Here is a 16,676-nt window from a genome sequence, read left to right as displayed (position 1 = left end):
GCCAAATCTTAAACAGACCAGATCTTACAGATAAGTGCTGATATGCGCTTCTTCTACAGCAATCGCTAAGTTTTTCCAGTCCGCTAAAGCATTTTGCCCGCAGGATAAGCCGCGGGCAAAATATGATTTAACAGGATGAACAACAATCAACCCGCTGGCTGCGTTTGCACCGTATCTTCCACATCAGACGGTTTAATTCCAAGCAGCCACAACAACGGCCCTGCAATATAAATCGACGAATAGGTCGCGATAATAATTCCCAGCGCCATCATTACCGCAAAAGAACCGATATCCGCGCCGCCAAAAATATAAAGCGGGATCAGCGCGAGCAATGTCACCAGTGATGTCAGAATTGTACGGGACAAGGTCTGATTGATCGCCGCATCCATTAGCAGGCTGACCCGTGTTTGCGGATAGCGTCGCAGATTGTCACGAACACGGTCATAAACGACCACAGTATCATTGAGCGAATAGCCAATCACTGTGAGCAGTGCCGCAAGGCTCCACAGATTATACTCGAAGCGGAACAGGGCAAAAACGCCGATCATGATGACAATATCATGGGTCGTCGCCAGCACGGCACCAACAGCGAACTGCCAGCGGAACCGCAGCCACAGATAAGCAAATACGCCGATCAGAGCCAGCCCGAGTGCAGCATTGCCGATGCGGGACAGATGATCTGAAACAGTAGGCCCGACGACCTCGACACGTTGAAAATCATAATCCTGCTCGAACTCATCACGCAGTTTTACAACAACAGTCTGCTCGGCGTCATCTCCGGCATCCTGCGAGCCGATCAGCAATTCTGCAAGGTTTTCATTTTTACCCTGCACCACCCGCGCACCGTCAATATTCAGCTCTGTCAGGCGCAGGCGAATATCATTGAGATCAGCAGGCCCTTCACGCGATTGCAGCTCCACGGAAGAACCGCCATCAAAGTCGATACCGTAGTTCAGCCCCATCGTGAAATAGAGCACGAGTGCAGCGACACAGGCCGCAACGGAAATCGTTGCTGTAATTCCGCTCAGTTTCATAAAACTGATTTTGGTATTGGTCGGCACAAGCTTGAGCAGACGCGCCGGAATTGTTGTCGGTTTCGACTGGCGCACCCAAAGCGAAATCAGAAGGCGTGAGAATGTGTATGTTGTGAACAGTGAGGTCACAACACCGATCGTTACAATGATTGCAAATTCATAGAGCGGTCCGCTGCCGAACATCAGCAGTGCCAGCGCGGCAATCAGCGTGGTCAGATTGGCATCAATCACACAGCCTTTGGCACGGGAAAAACCGGATTCAATCGCCTGTACGACGGAATAACCGTTGCGGCGGTCCTCACGGATTTTCTCAAACAGCAGGATATTACTGTCAACGGCCATACCAATCGTCAAAACCAGACCGGCAATGGTTGCAAGCCCCACTGCAATGCCGAAGAAAGACACCACCGCAATCACCAGCATAACATTGACGCCAAGTGCAATCACCGCGATCAGGCCAAGCAGACCGTAAGACAGCACCATGAACAGCGCCACAACAACAAGCGCGCTTAAAGCAGTGATCAGGCCGTAACTGGTATAGTTCTGCCCAAGAGCAGATGCGATTGTACGTTCTTCAATCACCTGAACGGAAACAGGCAACGGACCGGAACGCAACACAACGCTGAGATTGCTCAGGGTTTCCAGATCAAAATCGCCGGTGATCTGCAAATTACCGGTAGCAATGGATTCACGAATACGCGGTGCAGAAACAATCTGATTATCAATGACAACAGCCAGAACCGAACCGATATTTTTCGTGGTAAAATCAGCGAGTTGTTTCTTACCATCCTCGGTCAGAGAAATTGTAATTACTGAATCCTGATTGGTATTCACCCCGACTTCCGCATCGGCGATATCCAGACCGCTCAGAACCGGTGCTTTTTTAACGATATAACCGACCGGCGGATCATCGAAGGAATAAATGACTTCGGAATCCTGCGGAACAAGCCCCTCCGCCAGCGGATCAGGCGTTGTCACTTCTTTCGCCTGCCGGAAATTGATATCCCCTTTCAGGCTCAGAAGGTCTTTAATCAGCTGCGCATCATAAACATCAGGCACTTCAGCGCGCACCTGATTTTTGTTCTGCACATTCATGCGGGCATTATCATAGCCAAGCTCAGTCAGGCGATCCGCCATAACTGCTGCCGTTTTATCCAGATCTGCCGAAGTCACCTTCGGCGATGACAGCACAACGCGCGTACCGCCCGTCAGATCAAGACCGGTAATGATCTGACCTTTCGGAAAGCCGGTTGGCAAACCGGACAATTGCTGTGCAGAAAAGAAATTAGGCAAAGCAAAGATAAAACCGGCCAGCACAACCAGCCAGATCAGTACCGATTTCCAGCGCGGGAAATAGAGCATCGGCAATCCATCCGTAAGTTATTAGTGTTGTTTCGCAACGCAGGTGCAAAACAGACAGAATCGAACTTTCCGGCAATGTTATGAGAATAATCGCTGAATAAAACACAGGGAAATCTGCATACACCGCCTCATTTTCTGATCTTATACGTGATTCGTACAAATCTCAGCATGGCTGCGCTGAACAGATTCAGATTTTCAAAATATGATGCTGTATTGCAGCACATGACATTCGTGTTTTCAAAAAATAAACGGCAATAAAAAAGCCCCGCATTGCGGGGCTTTTATAAGTCACAAGCAATAATGCTTACTTGTTTTTGTTATCAGCAACCGGTTCGCCACGGGTACGTACATCACCGATGGAAGAACGCAGAACGCGGATTTTAACGCCGTCGGCAATTTCTGCTTCCAGTTCGTTATCATCAATCACTTTGGTTACTTTAGCGAGAATGCCGCCACCGGTAACGATCGTGTCATTGCGACGAACATTACTCAGCATTTCTGCACGTTTTTTCATCTGAGTACGCTGCGGGCGGATAATCAGGAAATACATAACCACGAAAATCAGAATAAACGGCAGAATGCTCATCAGCATATCCGGACCGAAAGCACCGCCACCGGCGGCCTGAGCATAAGCAGGGGTTACGAACATAAAAGTGACTCCTCGTCAAACTGGTAACTGTCAGATGCCGGTTAGCTGCATAATTCCTTAAATTATAGAAGATCCAGGGAATTATGTAGCCGCCCCCTGCCATATTTCACAGGCAGAGCACCAAATTCATTCACTGCGCATTACAACGGTTATACGCTGTTATGCAACCATAGATGCAAATTCTTGCTTCACTTTACCAGTGTCGCCAATAGATTTTTCACTAATCCTTACGGGAATTTAAATTTATTTTTAAACCGTACCCGTGGGTACTGTTCAAACCAAATAATCTTGTTAAAGTCAGGCTCTGCTGAAAAGAAATCAAACAGGCATGAATATGAGCACGACTGAACAAATTCTGAGCGCTAAACTGGATCAGCTTCTGGCAGTTCTGGAGCGCATGGCACCACCTGCACCCAAGCCTTTACAGGCAGAACATGCCGACACTTTTGTCTGGGAGCCTTCCCGCCTTGAGCTGACACCTGTTAAAAAGGTCAATCGTATTGATCTCGGGCTTATTCGCGGTGTCGATCTGGTGCGCGATCAGCTGGTCAGCAACACAGAGCGTTTTGCGCGCGGACTCCCCGCCAATAATGTGCTGCTCTGGGGTGCACGCGGCATGGGCAAATCCTCTCTGGTCAAAGCCGCTCAGGCAACCGTTAATCAGACAAATACTCAGCAGAAGCCATTGAAACTGGTTGAAATTCATCGCGAAGATATCAACAGTCTGCCGGTTCTGATGAGCCTCATTAAAGACAGCGACTACCGCTTCATCCTGTTTTGTGACGATCTGTCCTTTGATCATGATGACACGTCTTACAAGTCTCTCAAGGCAGCGCTTGAAGGCGGCGTAGAAGGTCGTCCGGATAATGTGATTTTCTACGCCACATCCAACCGCCGCCATCTGATGCCGCGTGAAATGATTGACAATGAGCGCTCAAGCGCCATTAACCCGTCGGAAGCCATCGAGGAGAAAGTCTCACTCTCCGACCGCTTCGGCCTCTGGCTCGGCTTTCATAAATGCAATCAGGATGACTATCTGGCGATGGTTGACGGCTATGCTGCCCATTTCGGCTTCAGCTATCCTGTTGAAAAACTTCATGCAGAAGCACTGGAATGGTCAACGACCCGCGGCAACCGCTCGGGCCGTGTTGCATGGCAATATGTGCAGGATCTGGCCGGAAGGCTTGGCATTTCTCTCAATACATAAATAAAAAAGCCCGCTGTTTCATCAAAACAGCGGGCTTTTTCAAATTCTTATCTTCGCAATCAGGTTTCGAGATATTTCGACGGATTAACCGGCGTTGAATTTTTACGAACCTCAAAATGCAGCTTCGGTGCTTTGGCATTACCACTCATACCGGAGCGGGCAATCTCTTCGCCGCGGCGTACTTTCTGCCCGCGCTGCACATTAATCTTGCTGTTGTGACCATAGACAGTCACAAGACCGTTTTCATGGCGCACCAGAACCGTCTGGCCAAATTCCTTCAGACCATCACCGGCATAGATAACCACACCATTTTCGGCGGCCTTAACCGGCGTACCTTCCGGCACCATAATGTCGATACCGTCATTGACGGTTCCGCCGTCACGCTGACCAAAGCTGGTCAGAACCTTACCGCGAACCGGCCAGCGCATCTGCGAAATACCGGTTGCAGAAGGCGCCATAGCCACATCCTGCTCGGCGTCTTCAATCACCTTATTGCTCGCCTGCGGCGGAGTATATGGCTTCACACTGCCATCCGGCACCTGCTTTGCAGCAGCAGGCGGGGTGGAAGCTGTTTTAACTGTCGTATCAACCGCAGCCGGAACAGGCTTGGCAACAGCAGCAACCTGCGTTGCAGCAGCCGCAGCAGTCACCGGAATTACCAGAGACTGACCAACACGGATTGTACCGTCAGCCATACCGTTTGCCTGCTTGAGCGCAGCAGCCGTTACACCATTGCGCTGGGCAATCGCATGCAGCGTATCACCGCTCTGCACAGTGTAGCCACCGGTTGCGGCAGCAACTTTTGCCCCTGCACCGGCAACAGCATTATTCACTTTACTCGTTGCAGCCTGTTGAGCATTGGCAACAGCCTGTGTGCCGTTTGACTTCAGCTGACCGAGGGTCTGCGTACCACCATTGGTGGCAGCAGCAACCAGTGCACCGCCTGCGGCAGCTTTCACACCCGGAATTGTCAGCGTCTGCCCTGCCCGCAGCATGTTCGGGTCAGTAATATTATTGGCAGCCATCAGATCATTCGGCGACACATTAAACCGGCGCGCAACGCCGTAAAGTGTTTCACCCGGCTGCACCATCGCATTGTTAACCGAAGCAGTGGCTGCATTGGTCATCGTGCCGCCAGCCATTGCAACCTGCTGTGACGCCTGATCGCGAACCGACTGAACAGAGTTCTGAACATTATTCTGCACAACCTGTGCAGCACCCATCGGCGCGGCAGTGCCCACCGGCGGCAATTCATTACGCTGTACATTACCCGAAGCAACACGCTGCGTCGCAGGCATGACCGGATAATTATCCGCGCTGCTATTCTGCTGTGAAGACTGATTCTGTGACTGCATAATCGAGCGCTGATTATTCGTCGATCCAGTCGTAAGGCCATCCGTAAAGCGTGTCATATCTCCGCTACAGCCCGCGACCAGTCCTGCAAGCAGAATGACCGCGCTATGGCGCAGAAGACGCTCGGACGTATGATGCAAAACAGTTTTACGCATATTCAACCCGTCCATACCCGAAACTCTAAGTAGACTTATTAAAGCGCGTTAATGTTACCTGCTGGTTAAAATTGCTGTAAAAAAATTAAAAGATTCATCAAACGGATACCATATTCAATAAATCAGCCATATTTGATGGATGGCAACGCAAAATTCGGCTTAAAAATATGCCTACTGAAGCCCTGAGGGCGAAAAGAAGGACTGCTTCTCAAAGAAAAGCAGCCGAACCTTCAATAAATGGCTGATAGCGCACGGCCAGCAGATCTTCCCGCTCGAAGCGGCTGCCAACCTTGGCCATCCGGCACATAACCTGTTGACCATCCGCCTGCCCGACTGGCGCAATCAGCACCCCGTGCGTTGCCAGCAGATCAAGATATTGGCGCGGCATCGCGTCAGAAGCCAGCCAAACTATTATGCGGTCATAAGGACCACCGGCAACACCATGCCGTCCATCTGCATGTTTACAAACGACATTTTCAATTTTATGTGCCTGAAACTGGTTGCGGGCGGCCTCTGCCAATGTCTTGTAGCGCTCGATCGTCGTCACCCGTGCCGCAAGCCGTGCCATTACGGCAGCGGTGAAGCCTGAGCCTGAGCCGATTTCCAGAACACGATGTCCGGGCTCCAGCGATAAAGCCGCAAGAAAACGCGCCTGATCGTCAAGCCCTTCGATTGATTCGCCGCAAGGCAGCGGCAGCACACGATTGGTGTACGCAAAATCCTGATAGGCAGAATTGATAAAATGCTGGCGCGGCGTGGCTTCAATTGCCGCAAACAGGCGCTGATCATGCAAACCACGGCTGCGCATGCGCAACACAAAAGAAGCAAAACCCTCTTTACCGCTCATGCGGTATTTCCCCGTACTCGCCTGCATATGAATATTCATGAACCCTGCTCAAAGTCAGATTTATATATTATCAGGCAGCATCATCGTCGAAAATTGTAAATGCGGGGATAATGCTGGTGTAATCTTGGCAAATAAAAATGCCGGAAGCGTTTTCAGCCTCCGGCATAATAAGCTTACAGCCCGTTACAATCAGGCTTTTTCGATGCGGGTCATACCGCCCATATAAGGCACCAGAACCTCAGGAATAGTGATGCTGCCATCTTCTTCCTGATAATTTTCCATCACTGCAATCAGCGCACGGCCAACAGCAACACCGGAACCGTTCAGCGTATGCACGAAACGTGTCGCCTTTTCACCGGCAGGACGGTAACGCGCATTCATGCGGCGCCCCTGAAAATCACCGCAGACCGAGCAGCTGGAGATTTCGCGGAACGTATCCTGACCCGGCAACCATACTTCGATATCGTAAGTTTTCTGCGCACCAAAGCCCATATCGCCGGTGCAGAGTGTTACGGTGCGGAATGGCAGACCAAGGCGCTTCAGCACTTCTTCAGCACAACCGGTCATGCGTTCCAGCTCAGCTTCCGAGCTTTCCGCATCAGTTACCGATACCATTTCCACTTTCCAGAATTGGTGCTGACGCAGCATACCGCGTGTATCGCGACCGGCAGAACCAGCCTCCGAGCGGAAACAAGGTGTTAGCGCAGTCACACGCATTGGCAGTTCAGCCGTATCAACAATCTCGCCATTGACCAGATTGGTTAGCGGCACTTCCGCAGTCGGGATCAGCCAGCGGCCATCGGTCGTGCGGAACAGATCTTCCGAGAATTTCGGCAGCTGGCCTGTGCCATAAGCTGCTTCATCACGCACCATCAGCGGCACCATCGTTTCCGAATAACCATGCTCTGTGGTGTGCAGGTCGAGCATAAACTGGCCGAGCGCACGTTCCAGACGGGCAAGCGCACCTTTCAGCACGGTAAAGCGCGAACCGGACATGCGTGTTGCGCGCTCAAAATCCATCAGACCGAGCGCTTCGCCCAGTTCAAAATGTTCTTTAGGCGCAAAGCCATAATTGCGGATATTGCCGACACGGCGTGTCTCGACATTATCATTCTCGTCCTTACCGACAGGCACGCTGTCATAAGGCACATTCGGCAGGCTCGAGAGAACATCATTCAGCTCTTTATCGAGGCGACGTTCTTCTTCTTCCGCTTCAGTGAGGAAGGTTTTCAGTTCGGCAACTTCTGCTTTAATGCGCTCAGCAGTCGCCATATCTTTTTCAGCCATCGCTTTGCCGATCTCTTTCGAGGCGGCGTTGCGGCGCTCCTGCGCGACTTGTACCTTGGCAATATGCTGACGGCGGGCTTCATCCAGCGCCAACACATCGGAGGATACGGCAGAGGCTCCGCGCTTCTGCAGAGCAGCATCAAGAGCTTCAGGGTTTTCGCGTATCCATTTAATGTCCAGCATTGGAAGTACCGTTATTTTTTAGGTTCAGGTTCACCGTAATCATACAAGCAGTTACGGCAGGCTCTTATATCGCAACACGATCACAACTGATCCGCTGCAATGCATGAAAAGGCAGCATAAATGCTGCCTTCAATTTTTATCACATGATACGAAAATCAGGACGATTTTTGCTCATTGTCATCTTGTGGTGTCAGACTATTGAGAATTTCGGCCTGAGCGCGTTTCTTCTCAATCATTTGTGCCAGCCAGATCGAAATTTCGTAGAGCAGGATTGCCGGTATAGCAAGGCCGATCTGGCTTGCCGGATCCGGCGGTGTCAGCACTGCTGCCACCACAAAGGCAATAACAATCGCATATTTGCGTTTGTCGCGCAGACCCTGCGCCGTCACCAGTCCGACTTTGGCCATCAACGATGTCACAACCGGCAGCTGAAACACCAGACCAAAAGCAAAAATCAGCGTCATAATCAGGCTGAGATATTCCGACACTTTCGGCAGCAGCGAAATTTGCACTTCGCCATCCATGCCAGATTGCTGCATGGCAAGGAAGAACCACATCACCATCGGCGTGAAGAAGAAATAAACCAGCGCGCCGCCCAGCAAGAATAGCAAAGGTGAAGCAATCAGGAAAGGCAAAAATGCCATACGCTCGTGCTTATAAAGGCCCGGCGCCACGAACTTGTAAAGCTGCGCAGCGATCATAGGAAAGGCCAGAACCAGACCACCGAACATTGCCACTTTTACCTGCGTGAAAAAGAACTCCTGCGGCGCTGTATAGATCAATGCGGCTTTGCTGCGATCCATCCCCGCCCAGTCAAGCGCCCATTGATACGGCAGCACCAGCAGGTTGAAGAGATGCTTGGCAAAAGCAAAACACAGCACAAAGGCAAGGAAAAAGGCCACAATCGACCAGATCAGACGACGGCGCAGCTCGATGAGATGCTCAAGCAATGGCGCAGCGCTCTGGTCTATTTCATCCTGATCACTGCTCACTGGTCAGTTCCTGTCTTTTTTATCGTTTTTGCTGCGGCTTTTGCACGAGGCGCGGCAGCTTTTTTCGCTGCGGTTGGTTTTGCCGGTGCAGATTTCACCGCAGAATCGCTTTTCGCGGTTGTTTTCTTTACAGCAGGTTTTTCCGCGGTATCAGCCACAGATTTTGACACTCTTGGCTTCGCCGCTTTTTTCACCGGTTCTGCGGTGACGGGTTCGGCAACAGCAGCTGCAGGCTTCGTTGCAGCAGGTTGCGAAACCGGAGCTGCAGCTTTTGCCTCTTCATCTTTCATTTCCGAAAGATCAAGGGGGCTATCCATAGGAACGGCAGGCGTTTCTTCCGGTTTCGGAGATGAATTATTCAGGCTGGCACGCAAATCATCACCGGCACTACGCACCGGTTCAAAAATGTCGGTTACAGTCTTGCGCGGATCATATTGCTTTACGCCGTCAATTGTCTTTTTGACCTCGTCCAGCTCTGCTTCACGCATTGCTTCGTCAAAATGCGTGCGAAACTCGCTCGCAGTCGCACGCAGCTTTCCGGTTGCCTTGCCAAAAGCACGCAACATTTTCGGAAGATCCTTCGGGCCGACAACCACGATCATAACAACCGCAATGACCAGAAGTTCCGACCAGCCTATATCTAACATCGGCGTTCCATTTCACCACATATCCGCCCTGCTCCTGCCAATCAGCAGGAGCCTCTTTGTGCCGCACAACTGCGGCACAGGTCGGCAGGATTACCCGTGATTATAGTTTTGTCGTTTTTTTAGTCGGTTTGACCTGTTCGCCGGTCTCATTATCAATGGTCTTGGAAGAGGCAACATCTGTTTCTTCAGGTTCATTCATGCCCTGCTTGAAATTCTTGATGCCCTTGGCCACATCGCCCATCAGTTCCGGAATCTTACCGCGACCAAACAGCAGCAGCACAACCGCGAGTACGATAAGCCAGTGCCAGATCGAAAAACTACCCATCTTATATCCCCTAAATGCTCTCTCGGATTATGAATACCGGAGCAGGATTATCCAAATTCAGTCTCTATTTAAGCGCAATCACAGCATTGTTCAAACACAACCGGTGAAATTTCTCTTTGTTCTACAGCATAGTTTCAAAAATAAAAAACAATTATCCGATGAAACATTTATCTGACACCGATCCGGCACATCTGCCTGCCGCAACACCGCCGCTGCTTAAAGATTTACAACCACAGAATTATGACATTTTACGGGAAAACCGGTCATCACATATCAAAGCGGTTTATCTGTCTTCGTCATTTTCCACTTTCGGCATAAACAAGCCAAGTTCCTCGATATCACCGGCCGTCAGCGGGTCTTCATCCGCCAGCAGCTCATCCGGCCGCACACTCGGCACAGGCACGGAGAAATTTGACGGCAGACGGGCAGATAGCAGCCCTGCCCCGCGTAACTCATCCATTCCCGGCAAGTCGCGAATCTCCGGCAGTCCGAAATGGTCCAGAAAACTGTCTGTCGTACCATAGGTCACCGGACGACCCGGTGTACGTCTGCGGCCGCGCAACTTCACCCAGCCGGTTTCCATCAGCACATCCAATGTGCCTTTCGACGTTTCCACACCGCGAATATCTTCCATCTCAGCACGCGTTACCGGCTGATGATAGGCAACAATCGCCAGAACTTCGAGCGCAGCACGGGAAAGCTTTTTCTGTTTGACTTGATCACGGCTCATCAGAAAGCTTAAATCCGAAGCCGTGCGGAAAGCCCAGCCGTCGCCGGCTTTAATCAGATTAACACCGCGCAGACGATATTCGCCCTGCAACACTTTCAGCACCGGCAGCAGATCAACATCCAGCGGCAAACGCTCCAGCAGCATTTTCTCCGTCACCGGTTCAGAAGAAGCAAAAATAATCGCCTCCACCATGCGCACGACATCACCCAACGCCTCGCGGCTCAGCGCGGACACATTTGCATTATCAGACGTTACAGCCAGCGCTTCAGTTTCAGAAGCGGTTATAATCTCAGTCTCGCTCACGCTTCATCCTTGTTTTCATGATCTGCGCTCAGATCACCTGATACACTGCTCAGCGGCTTACGCTCGGCGGCACGCATAAAGAGTGGCGCGAAGGCTTCATTCTGGCGCAGCTCCATCCGCCCTTCACGCACCAGCTCCAGACTGGCGGCAAAAGAACTGGCGATTGCACTGGCACGATCTTCCGGCCGCGCAATATAATCCAGCAAAAATGCGTCGAGCGCCATCCAGTCCTGCAAGTCTCCGACCATGCGCACGAGAAGTACCCGCGCCTCTTTTAGCGACCAGACTGTGCGCTTGGCAATCTGCACATGAGATATCGCCTGTCTCTGGCGTTGCGAGGCGTAAGCATTGAGAAGATCGTAAAGCGATGCGCTATAAAGACTGGTCTTTTCCACCAGCACAGTTTCCGGCATCCCCCGCGCAAACACATCGCGCCCCAACCGGTCACGATTGACCAGCTTGCCTGCCGCATCGCGCATAGCCTCAAGCCGTTTGAGCCGGAATTGTAAAACGGAAGCCAGCTGTTCACCGGTTTCGCCATCCTCATCTTTGACCTTGGGGATCAGCAGGCGGGATTTGAGATAGGCCAGCCATGCCGCCATCACCAGATAGTCAGCTGCCAGTTCCAGTTTGCGGTCACGCGCCAGCTCAATGAATTTCAAATATTGCTCGGCAAGCGCCAGCACGGAAATCTGCGTCAGATCAACCTTCTGATTGCGTGCCAGATGCAGCAGCAAATCCATCGGCCCTTCAAAACCCTGCACATCCACATGCAGGGTCAGATCTTCAGCACTCTCCGGCGGGATGATCAGCGCCGTTTCAGACTGCCACAGATCATCCATCGGCACATCGGCCTTTGGTGTCTGTGTATTGTCAGCCTTATCAGCATCCTTAGCCATCAATTACGCCTGCCAGTCGTTTGATTAAAGTTTTAGGCAATCGCGCTTTCCGAAGGAAACAGCACCTCAAACTCCGCACGGATTGCTGATTCATGGCTCAAATCAGCTTCTCCTGCATAGACTTCTGCCAGTTCCGCCCGGCGCAGGCTTTCATCTTTCAGATCAGGAATAGCTGCGGCAACCGCAATGGTTTCTTCAAGTACACCGCTGCAATGCAACACAACATCACAACCGGCCTCAATAATATCACGGGCAATGTCATCCAGATTGCCGGACAGAGCCTTCATGGAAATATCATCGCTCATCAGTAAGCCGTCATAATCAAGCATATCACGGATGACACAATTGATAACCACCGGCGACAGAGTTGCAGGACGCTCCGGATCAAGCGCCTTATAAACAATATGCGCAGTCATTGCGGCCGGCAGATCATCCATCTGGCAGAACGGTACAAAATCACGGGCGCATAGTTCACTCAACGGTGCATCAACGCTCGGCAGCTCTTTATGGCTGTCGGCAAAAGCGCGGCCATGCCCCGGCATATGCTTCATCACCGGCAATACACCGCCTGCCATCAGCCCTTCAGCCACAGCATTGCCAAGCACGGCAACAATTTCTGGATCACTGGAATAGGCTCTGGAGCCGATAACATCATGCGCACCTTCAACAGGCACATCCAGCACCGGCAGACAGTTGGCATTAATACCTACGCTCATCAGGTCAAAAGCATGAAGGCGGCCAAGCAGCCATGCGGCGCGTGTACCTTTATCTTCATCCTGATTATAGAGCGCGCCAATCTGTGAGGCAGACGGATAATTTGGCACCAATGGCGGGCGCAGACGCTGAACACGGCCGCCCTCCTGATCAATGAAGATCAGTGTTTCATCACGGCCGGTCACTTCGCGTATCTGCTTTGTCAGCGCCCGCAGCTGTTCCACACTTTCAACATTGCGCGCAAACAGGATAAAGCCCCACGGGCGAACACGACGGAACAATTCCTGTTCCGCTTCGGTCAGCATGGTTCCGGCAAAACCTGTAATCATGGCTTTAAATGTCATTGCGGCAATGCTCCTCGCCTTCCTAAGGCATTTCGCAGGTCAATGGCTTCATTCAACATCTGCGATAATGTGACAAATCAAATACTGCTATCTGCATAACCCATAAAGAGAAAATGCGCTGCGTATTTTGAACATACACAGCGCATTTCATCATTACTCACATTTTATCAGATCAGAGTGTCGGGAAGCAGCTGCCACCGGCTGATTTCAGACGCTCGCAGAGCGCTGCAGCTTCAGCCTTGGTGCCGCCCGGAATACGAACACGGTAATAGGTTCCCTTACCCGCAATATCTGCCTTTTTGATATCAACACCACGACCACCGATAATATTGCCGTAGCGCGAACTCAGATTGGCATAGTTCTTTTGTGCCAGTTCTGCACTCGGCTGGGAGGCAACCTGAATAAACCACGTACCTGCCGGAACATTGGCCGAAACATTGGCTGCAGGCGCAACCGCACTGGCAACCTGTTGCTGTGCCTGATTCTGGGCCTGATTCTGAGCCGGACGTTCCACATTACCGACAACATTAACCGGCTGTTCCGCAGGACGTGACGGAACCACAGGTGCCGCTGTAACTTCACGCGGCTTCACCTGCTCACCGGATGCGGTAAAGCTCTGTGTCTGCACCACACGCGGTGCTGCTGCACTTTGCGCAGAAGGTGCCGGTGCATCAGCGCCCAAACGCTCAGGAACCGCACTCTGGCTGATCAAGCGGGAAGCCTCATCGAGCCCGGTATCAGTTACTGCTGCGTTATTATTTGCAGGCGTAGTGGCAGCCGGAGCTTCACCCGGTACGATTGTACCATCAGCCCGCACGACCATTGTCCGCACAGTGCGCGGCGTTACCAGTTCACGTTCACCGCTCTGAGCTGCATTATTGACCGCAGCAGGCGGCGTGGCTGTTACATTTTGCTCTTCAGACAACAAACGGTCTTCTTCGGCATCCTGTCCGGCCAAAAGACCAACATCAACCGGCTCTTCTCCCGTGTTGATCAGTGTCTTCTGCTCAGGGCTGGCAGGCTTGGTACCGGAAACCTGATCATAGACAGCCTTGTCCTGATTAGGCACAACGGCGCCACCCGGATTTTCCGGCTGCATTTTAACCGGCTGGCTGTCTGCGCGTAAGATTGCAGGCTCACCACCAACAACACCGCCGGATTTCAGCAGGTAATAACCACCACCCAGAACAATCAGAGCAGCAACTGCAACCGATGCCCAAAGCGCAGGCTTGCGCAGCGGGTTTTCTTCACGCGGGCGGGTATTTTCGAACTCTGCTTCATCACGGGCAAAATTGTCGGACAGATTATAGGTGTCAAAATCATTCGTCTGCGCACCTTGCGCAGCCCAATGATTGTAATAATCATCCTGACTGGCATTGCCTGCCGCATCTGTGCGGGTTTGCGTTGCAGAACTGCGCGTTGCGGCTCCTGCGACAGCAGCTGCAGCAAGACCGGCAGCAGCGCCTGCTGCCATACCAAATCCGGTATAAGCAGCTTCAGGCTCTGCTTTGGACGGAGCGTGATAATCGGCAAAATTGTCCTGCAGAATATTTTCAAACGCCTTGTCAGCTTCACTGGTTGAATCCGGTGCAGCTTCACTCACGCTGATCGTGCTGAAAATTTCAGCAAATTCTGATTCAAGACTGTTCAGCCCCGTTGCTTTAACGTCATCACCATAGCTGACATCAGGCAAATCAAGCGCCTGTGTCTGCTCAACCTTGTTTTCTGAAACGGTGACGGATTCAATTTCCGGAGCCGGCACGAAGGATTTCGGAGCAAAACTCTGAACAGGCTCATAAGCTGGCAGCTCTGGTAGTTCCGGCTCTTCAGGCAGTTCAAACGACAGTTCTTCTTCAACCGCAGCAAAATCATCTGATGGCTGCACATCTTCATCAAAGGAGAAATCAAAGTCATCATTACTGAAGAAATTATCTGAAACAGCAGTAGATTCAGCTTCATTTACAGGCGCAACATTGTAGCTTGCCGGAGTTACGGCATCTGTCACAACATCTGCATAACTGCTCACCACATGGTCAGCAGACGCAGCGGCCGGTGTGGCTGCACCAAAAGTATAAGATGAATAACCACGCACAGCATTATGTGCCAAAGGAGCGGCAGGCTCAGGAGTTAAAACCTGCTCTTCTGCAACATAGCTTTCCTCAGCCTTATAAAAATCATCACCGAAACCGAAGCTTTCAGTCTGCAGTTCATCTTCATAGGAAGCGGCGACCTCCGGCTGATAGTCTGATGCTGCCTCTGTTTCATTTGTGAAATCAGGCTGTGATTTAGCGCCGAACAAATCTGCAAATGAATTTCCGGAAGCTGCATCATCCGCATTATCCGTATTGTCTTCTTCCCAGTTTGAATGCGCCACAGCAGTGCGGTTCGGCAAATGGGTCAGATCAGGCGCGGCAAAAAACTCATCATCAATCTGGTCATAATCAGCTACAGGCGCGGCCTGTGAATAATCATGAGCCTGATCTGCTGCTGCATAAACATCGTGCGACACCTGCTCCTGCCCGTCAAAATCGGCAACAGCTGGCGCTATTTCTGATGCCGGAGCATCAAACAATGGTGCAAAATCTGTTTGCGAAACTGCGGGTTCATCATAAACCGCAGGCGCAGCAGTATATGCAGGCTCTTCATAGGAATAGGCTGATGGCTGAACTGGTGCCTCAACAGGCGCTTCATCATGCAGCAGGAAAGCCAATTCGTCTTCAAGGCTGATATCCGCCTGTGGCTGAACATGACTTACAGGGCTGTATTTTTCGCTTTCGGCAAACACATTATCATAGGTCTGCGCAACAAATTCCTGATTCGGCTCACGGCCAATATCGGAGAAATCAAAATCATCCGTATTCAATCCGGCAGGCTCAGCGTAAGCATCATTGCTCTGACGGGACAGATCATATTCGCTATCCGCTGCATTGTGATAAACAACAGCAGGCTCCTGCGGAGCAGGATCTGCCGCAAAATTCTGGTTCAGTTCACTTTCCAGCGAAGAGAAATAATCCTCATTTGCAGCCTGCAGCGGTTCAGAAAATGCAGCGTCCTGCGGCAAGTCTGAATAAGCTGCATAATAAGCGTCGTGAGTTTGCTCTGCCGCTTCCGGTGCTACGGTGTAGTCTGGAGCTTCCGCATAATATTGCGGCATTTCCTGCGCGAACGCTGCCTGCGGCTCTGCCACCTGCTCTGCCGGAGATTCAGGCTCAGCATAGGCACGCTGCAACGGCGCATAGCCTGTGAAGCGCGGCTCAACAGGTTGCTGTGAATAGCGGCTCTCGTTAGCAGCCTGACGAACAGGGCTCTGAACCTCATCCTGCAAAGCCTGATAAGCATCGTCACTATGTTCCGGCTCAACAGAAAATTCCGCCGCGAACTCAGCGTCAAAATCTGCCATCAATTCCCGCTCAAGACTGATCTCAGAAGATAAATCCGGTTCAGCCTGCGGTTCTTGTAAATTATTTTGGTCTGCACGTTCGTCAAAGCCAAAAATGCGCGACAATTCAAACAGCGGATCATTATCCCGCGCCGATTCGTCGCGAATATCACTGTGATTCTGATTGCGGCTCGTCACGCTACTGTCAGTCATGGCGTTTTCCTAATTTCAACTGGAGCGCCCGCCGACGTCTCCCTGATCATTGC

13 protein-coding genes are annotated in these 16,676 nt (G+C 51.5%); 1 reads left to right on the top strand and 12 read right to left on the bottom strand.

Annotated elements, in window-relative coordinates; translation table 11 throughout:
- Positions 1–146 precede the first annotated feature (146 nt).
- Together secD and yajC are read right to left on the bottom strand one after the other, a co-directional pair.
- Positions 147–2,396 carry a protein translocase subunit SecD gene (secD, locus tag P8H26_RS01100; protein WP_289631001.1) on the bottom strand — a complete coding sequence of 750 codons (2,250 nt, stop codon included), beginning with the start codon at positions 2,394–2,396 and terminating at the stop codon, positions 147–149.
- Positions 2,397–2,700: 304 nt separating this feature from the next.
- Positions 2,701–3,045 carry a preprotein translocase subunit YajC gene (gene yajC / locus P8H26_RS01095; RefSeq protein ID WP_289631000.1) on the bottom strand — a complete coding sequence of 115 codons (345 nt, stop codon included), beginning with the start codon at positions 3,043–3,045 and terminating at the stop codon, positions 2,701–2,703.
- A 334-nt stretch (positions 3,046–3,379) separates the two neighbouring features.
- On the opposite strand from yajC, the gene P8H26_RS01090 reads away from it, so the two are divergent.
- On the top strand, positions 3,380–4,252 hold the full coding sequence (locus tag P8H26_RS01090) for an ATP-binding protein (RefSeq protein WP_289630999.1): 873 nt from the start codon (positions 3,380–3,382) through the stop codon (positions 4,250–4,252).
- A 59-nt stretch (positions 4,253–4,311) separates the two neighbouring features.
- Here P8H26_RS01090 and P8H26_RS01085 read toward each other — a convergent pair whose 3' ends face one another.
- From P8H26_RS01085 to P8H26_RS01040, 10 genes are all read right to left on the bottom strand, one after another.
- A complete protein-coding gene (locus P8H26_RS01085; protein WP_374708201.1) occupies positions 4,312–5,550 on the bottom strand; it encodes a LysM peptidoglycan-binding domain-containing protein in 1,239 nt (412 codons plus the stop codon).
- Positions 5,551–5,968: 418 nt separating this feature from the next.
- Positions 5,969–6,607, bottom strand: a complete 639-nt coding sequence (locus P8H26_RS01080; protein ID WP_289630997.1) for a protein-L-isoaspartate(D-aspartate) O-methyltransferase — start codon at positions 6,605–6,607, stop codon at positions 5,969–5,971.
- Between the two features lie 189 nt (positions 6,608–6,796).
- Positions 6,797–8,077 carry a serine--tRNA ligase gene (gene serS / locus P8H26_RS01075; protein WP_289630996.1) on the bottom strand — a complete coding sequence of 427 codons (1,281 nt, stop codon included), beginning with the start codon at positions 8,075–8,077 and terminating at the stop codon, positions 6,797–6,799.
- Positions 8,078–8,232: 155 nt separating this feature from the next.
- Positions 8,233–9,069 carry a twin-arginine translocase subunit TatC gene (gene tatC, locus P8H26_RS01070; RefSeq protein WP_289630995.1) on the bottom strand — a complete coding sequence of 279 codons (837 nt, stop codon included), beginning with the start codon at positions 9,067–9,069 and terminating at the stop codon, positions 8,233–8,235.
- On the bottom strand, positions 9,066–9,716 hold the full coding sequence (tatB, locus tag P8H26_RS01065; protein WP_289630994.1) for a Sec-independent protein translocase protein TatB: 651 nt from the start codon (positions 9,714–9,716) through the stop codon (positions 9,066–9,068). Before tatB ends, tatC begins: the two co-directional genes overlap by 4 nt.
- Positions 9,717–9,816: 100 nt before the next feature.
- Complete coding sequence (locus tag P8H26_RS01060) at positions 9,817–10,041, bottom strand: twin-arginine translocase TatA/TatE family subunit (protein ID WP_022711486.1); 225 nt, start codon at positions 10,039–10,041, stop codon at positions 9,817–9,819.
- A gap of 283 nt (positions 10,042–10,324) precedes the next feature.
- Entirely contained in the window at positions 10,325–11,005 is a 681-nt protein-coding gene (scpB, locus tag P8H26_RS01055; protein ID WP_374708200.1) for an SMC-Scp complex subunit ScpB, read from the bottom strand.
- A gap of 65 nt (positions 11,006–11,070) precedes the next feature.
- Positions 11,071–11,976 (bottom strand): ScpA family protein, encoded by a 906-nt coding sequence (locus P8H26_RS01050; RefSeq protein WP_374708194.1) that lies wholly within the window; start codon positions 11,974–11,976, stop codon positions 11,071–11,073.
- A gap of 29 nt (positions 11,977–12,005) precedes the next feature.
- Positions 12,006–13,031, bottom strand: a complete 1,026-nt coding sequence (nagZ, locus tag P8H26_RS01045; protein WP_289630993.1) for a beta-N-acetylhexosaminidase — start codon at positions 13,029–13,031, stop codon at positions 12,006–12,008.
- Positions 13,032–13,203: 172 nt separating this feature from the next.
- Positions 13,204–16,623, bottom strand: coding sequence for an SPOR domain-containing protein (locus tag P8H26_RS01040; RefSeq protein WP_289630992.1), 3,420 nt, complete (start codon positions 16,621–16,623; stop codon positions 13,204–13,206).
- Between the last annotated feature and the right edge of the window lie 53 nt (positions 16,624–16,676).

Source organism: Pseudochrobactrum sp. sp1633 (genome assembly GCF_030376605.1).
Lineage (GTDB): Bacteria > Pseudomonadota > Alphaproteobacteria > Rhizobiales > Rhizobiaceae > Pseudochrobactrum.
The sequence above is the reverse complement of the archived record's forward strand: the minus strand, read 5'-3'. Positions and strand labels throughout refer to the sequence as shown.

What these genes read in the sequence shown, in the direction of transcription:
- P8H26_RS01080 (WP_289630997.1), bottom strand. Translation starts at nt 6,607, where the DNA reads ATGAGCGGTAAAGAGGGTTTTGCTTCTTTTGTGTTGCGCATGCGCAGC.
- serS (WP_289630996.1), bottom strand. Translation starts at nt 8,077, where the DNA reads ATGCTGGACATTAAATGGATACGCGAAAACCCTGAAGCTCTTGATGCT.
- P8H26_RS01085 (WP_374708201.1), bottom strand. Translation starts at nt 5,550, where the DNA reads ATGCCTGCGACGCAGCGTGTTGCTTCGGGTAATGTACAGCGTAATGAA.
- P8H26_RS01090 (WP_289630999.1), top strand. Translation starts at nt 3,380, where the DNA reads ATGAGCACGACTGAACAAATTCTGAGCGCTAAACTGGATCAGCTTCTG.
- yajC (WP_289631000.1), bottom strand. Translation starts at nt 3,045, where the DNA reads ATGTTCGTAACCCCTGCTTATGCTCAGGCCGCCGGTGGCGGTGCTTTC.
- P8H26_RS01060 (WP_022711486.1), bottom strand. Translation starts at nt 10,041, where the DNA reads ATGGGTAGTTTTTCGATCTGGCACTGGCTTATCGTACTCGCGGTTGTG.
- tatB (WP_289630994.1), bottom strand. Translation starts at nt 9,716, where the DNA reads ATGTTAGATATAGGCTGGTCGGAACTTCTGGTCATTGCGGTTGTTATG.
- secD (WP_289631001.1), bottom strand. Translation starts at nt 2,396, where the DNA reads ATGCTCTATTTCCCGCGCTGGAAATCGGTACTGATCTGGCTGGTTGTG.
- nagZ (WP_289630993.1), bottom strand. Translation starts at nt 13,031, where the DNA reads ATGACATTTAAAGCCATGATTACAGGTTTTGCCGGAACCATGCTGACC.
- P8H26_RS01040 (WP_289630992.1), bottom strand. Translation starts at nt 16,623, where the DNA reads ATGACTGACAGTAGCGTGACGAGCCGCAATCAGAATCACAGTGATATT.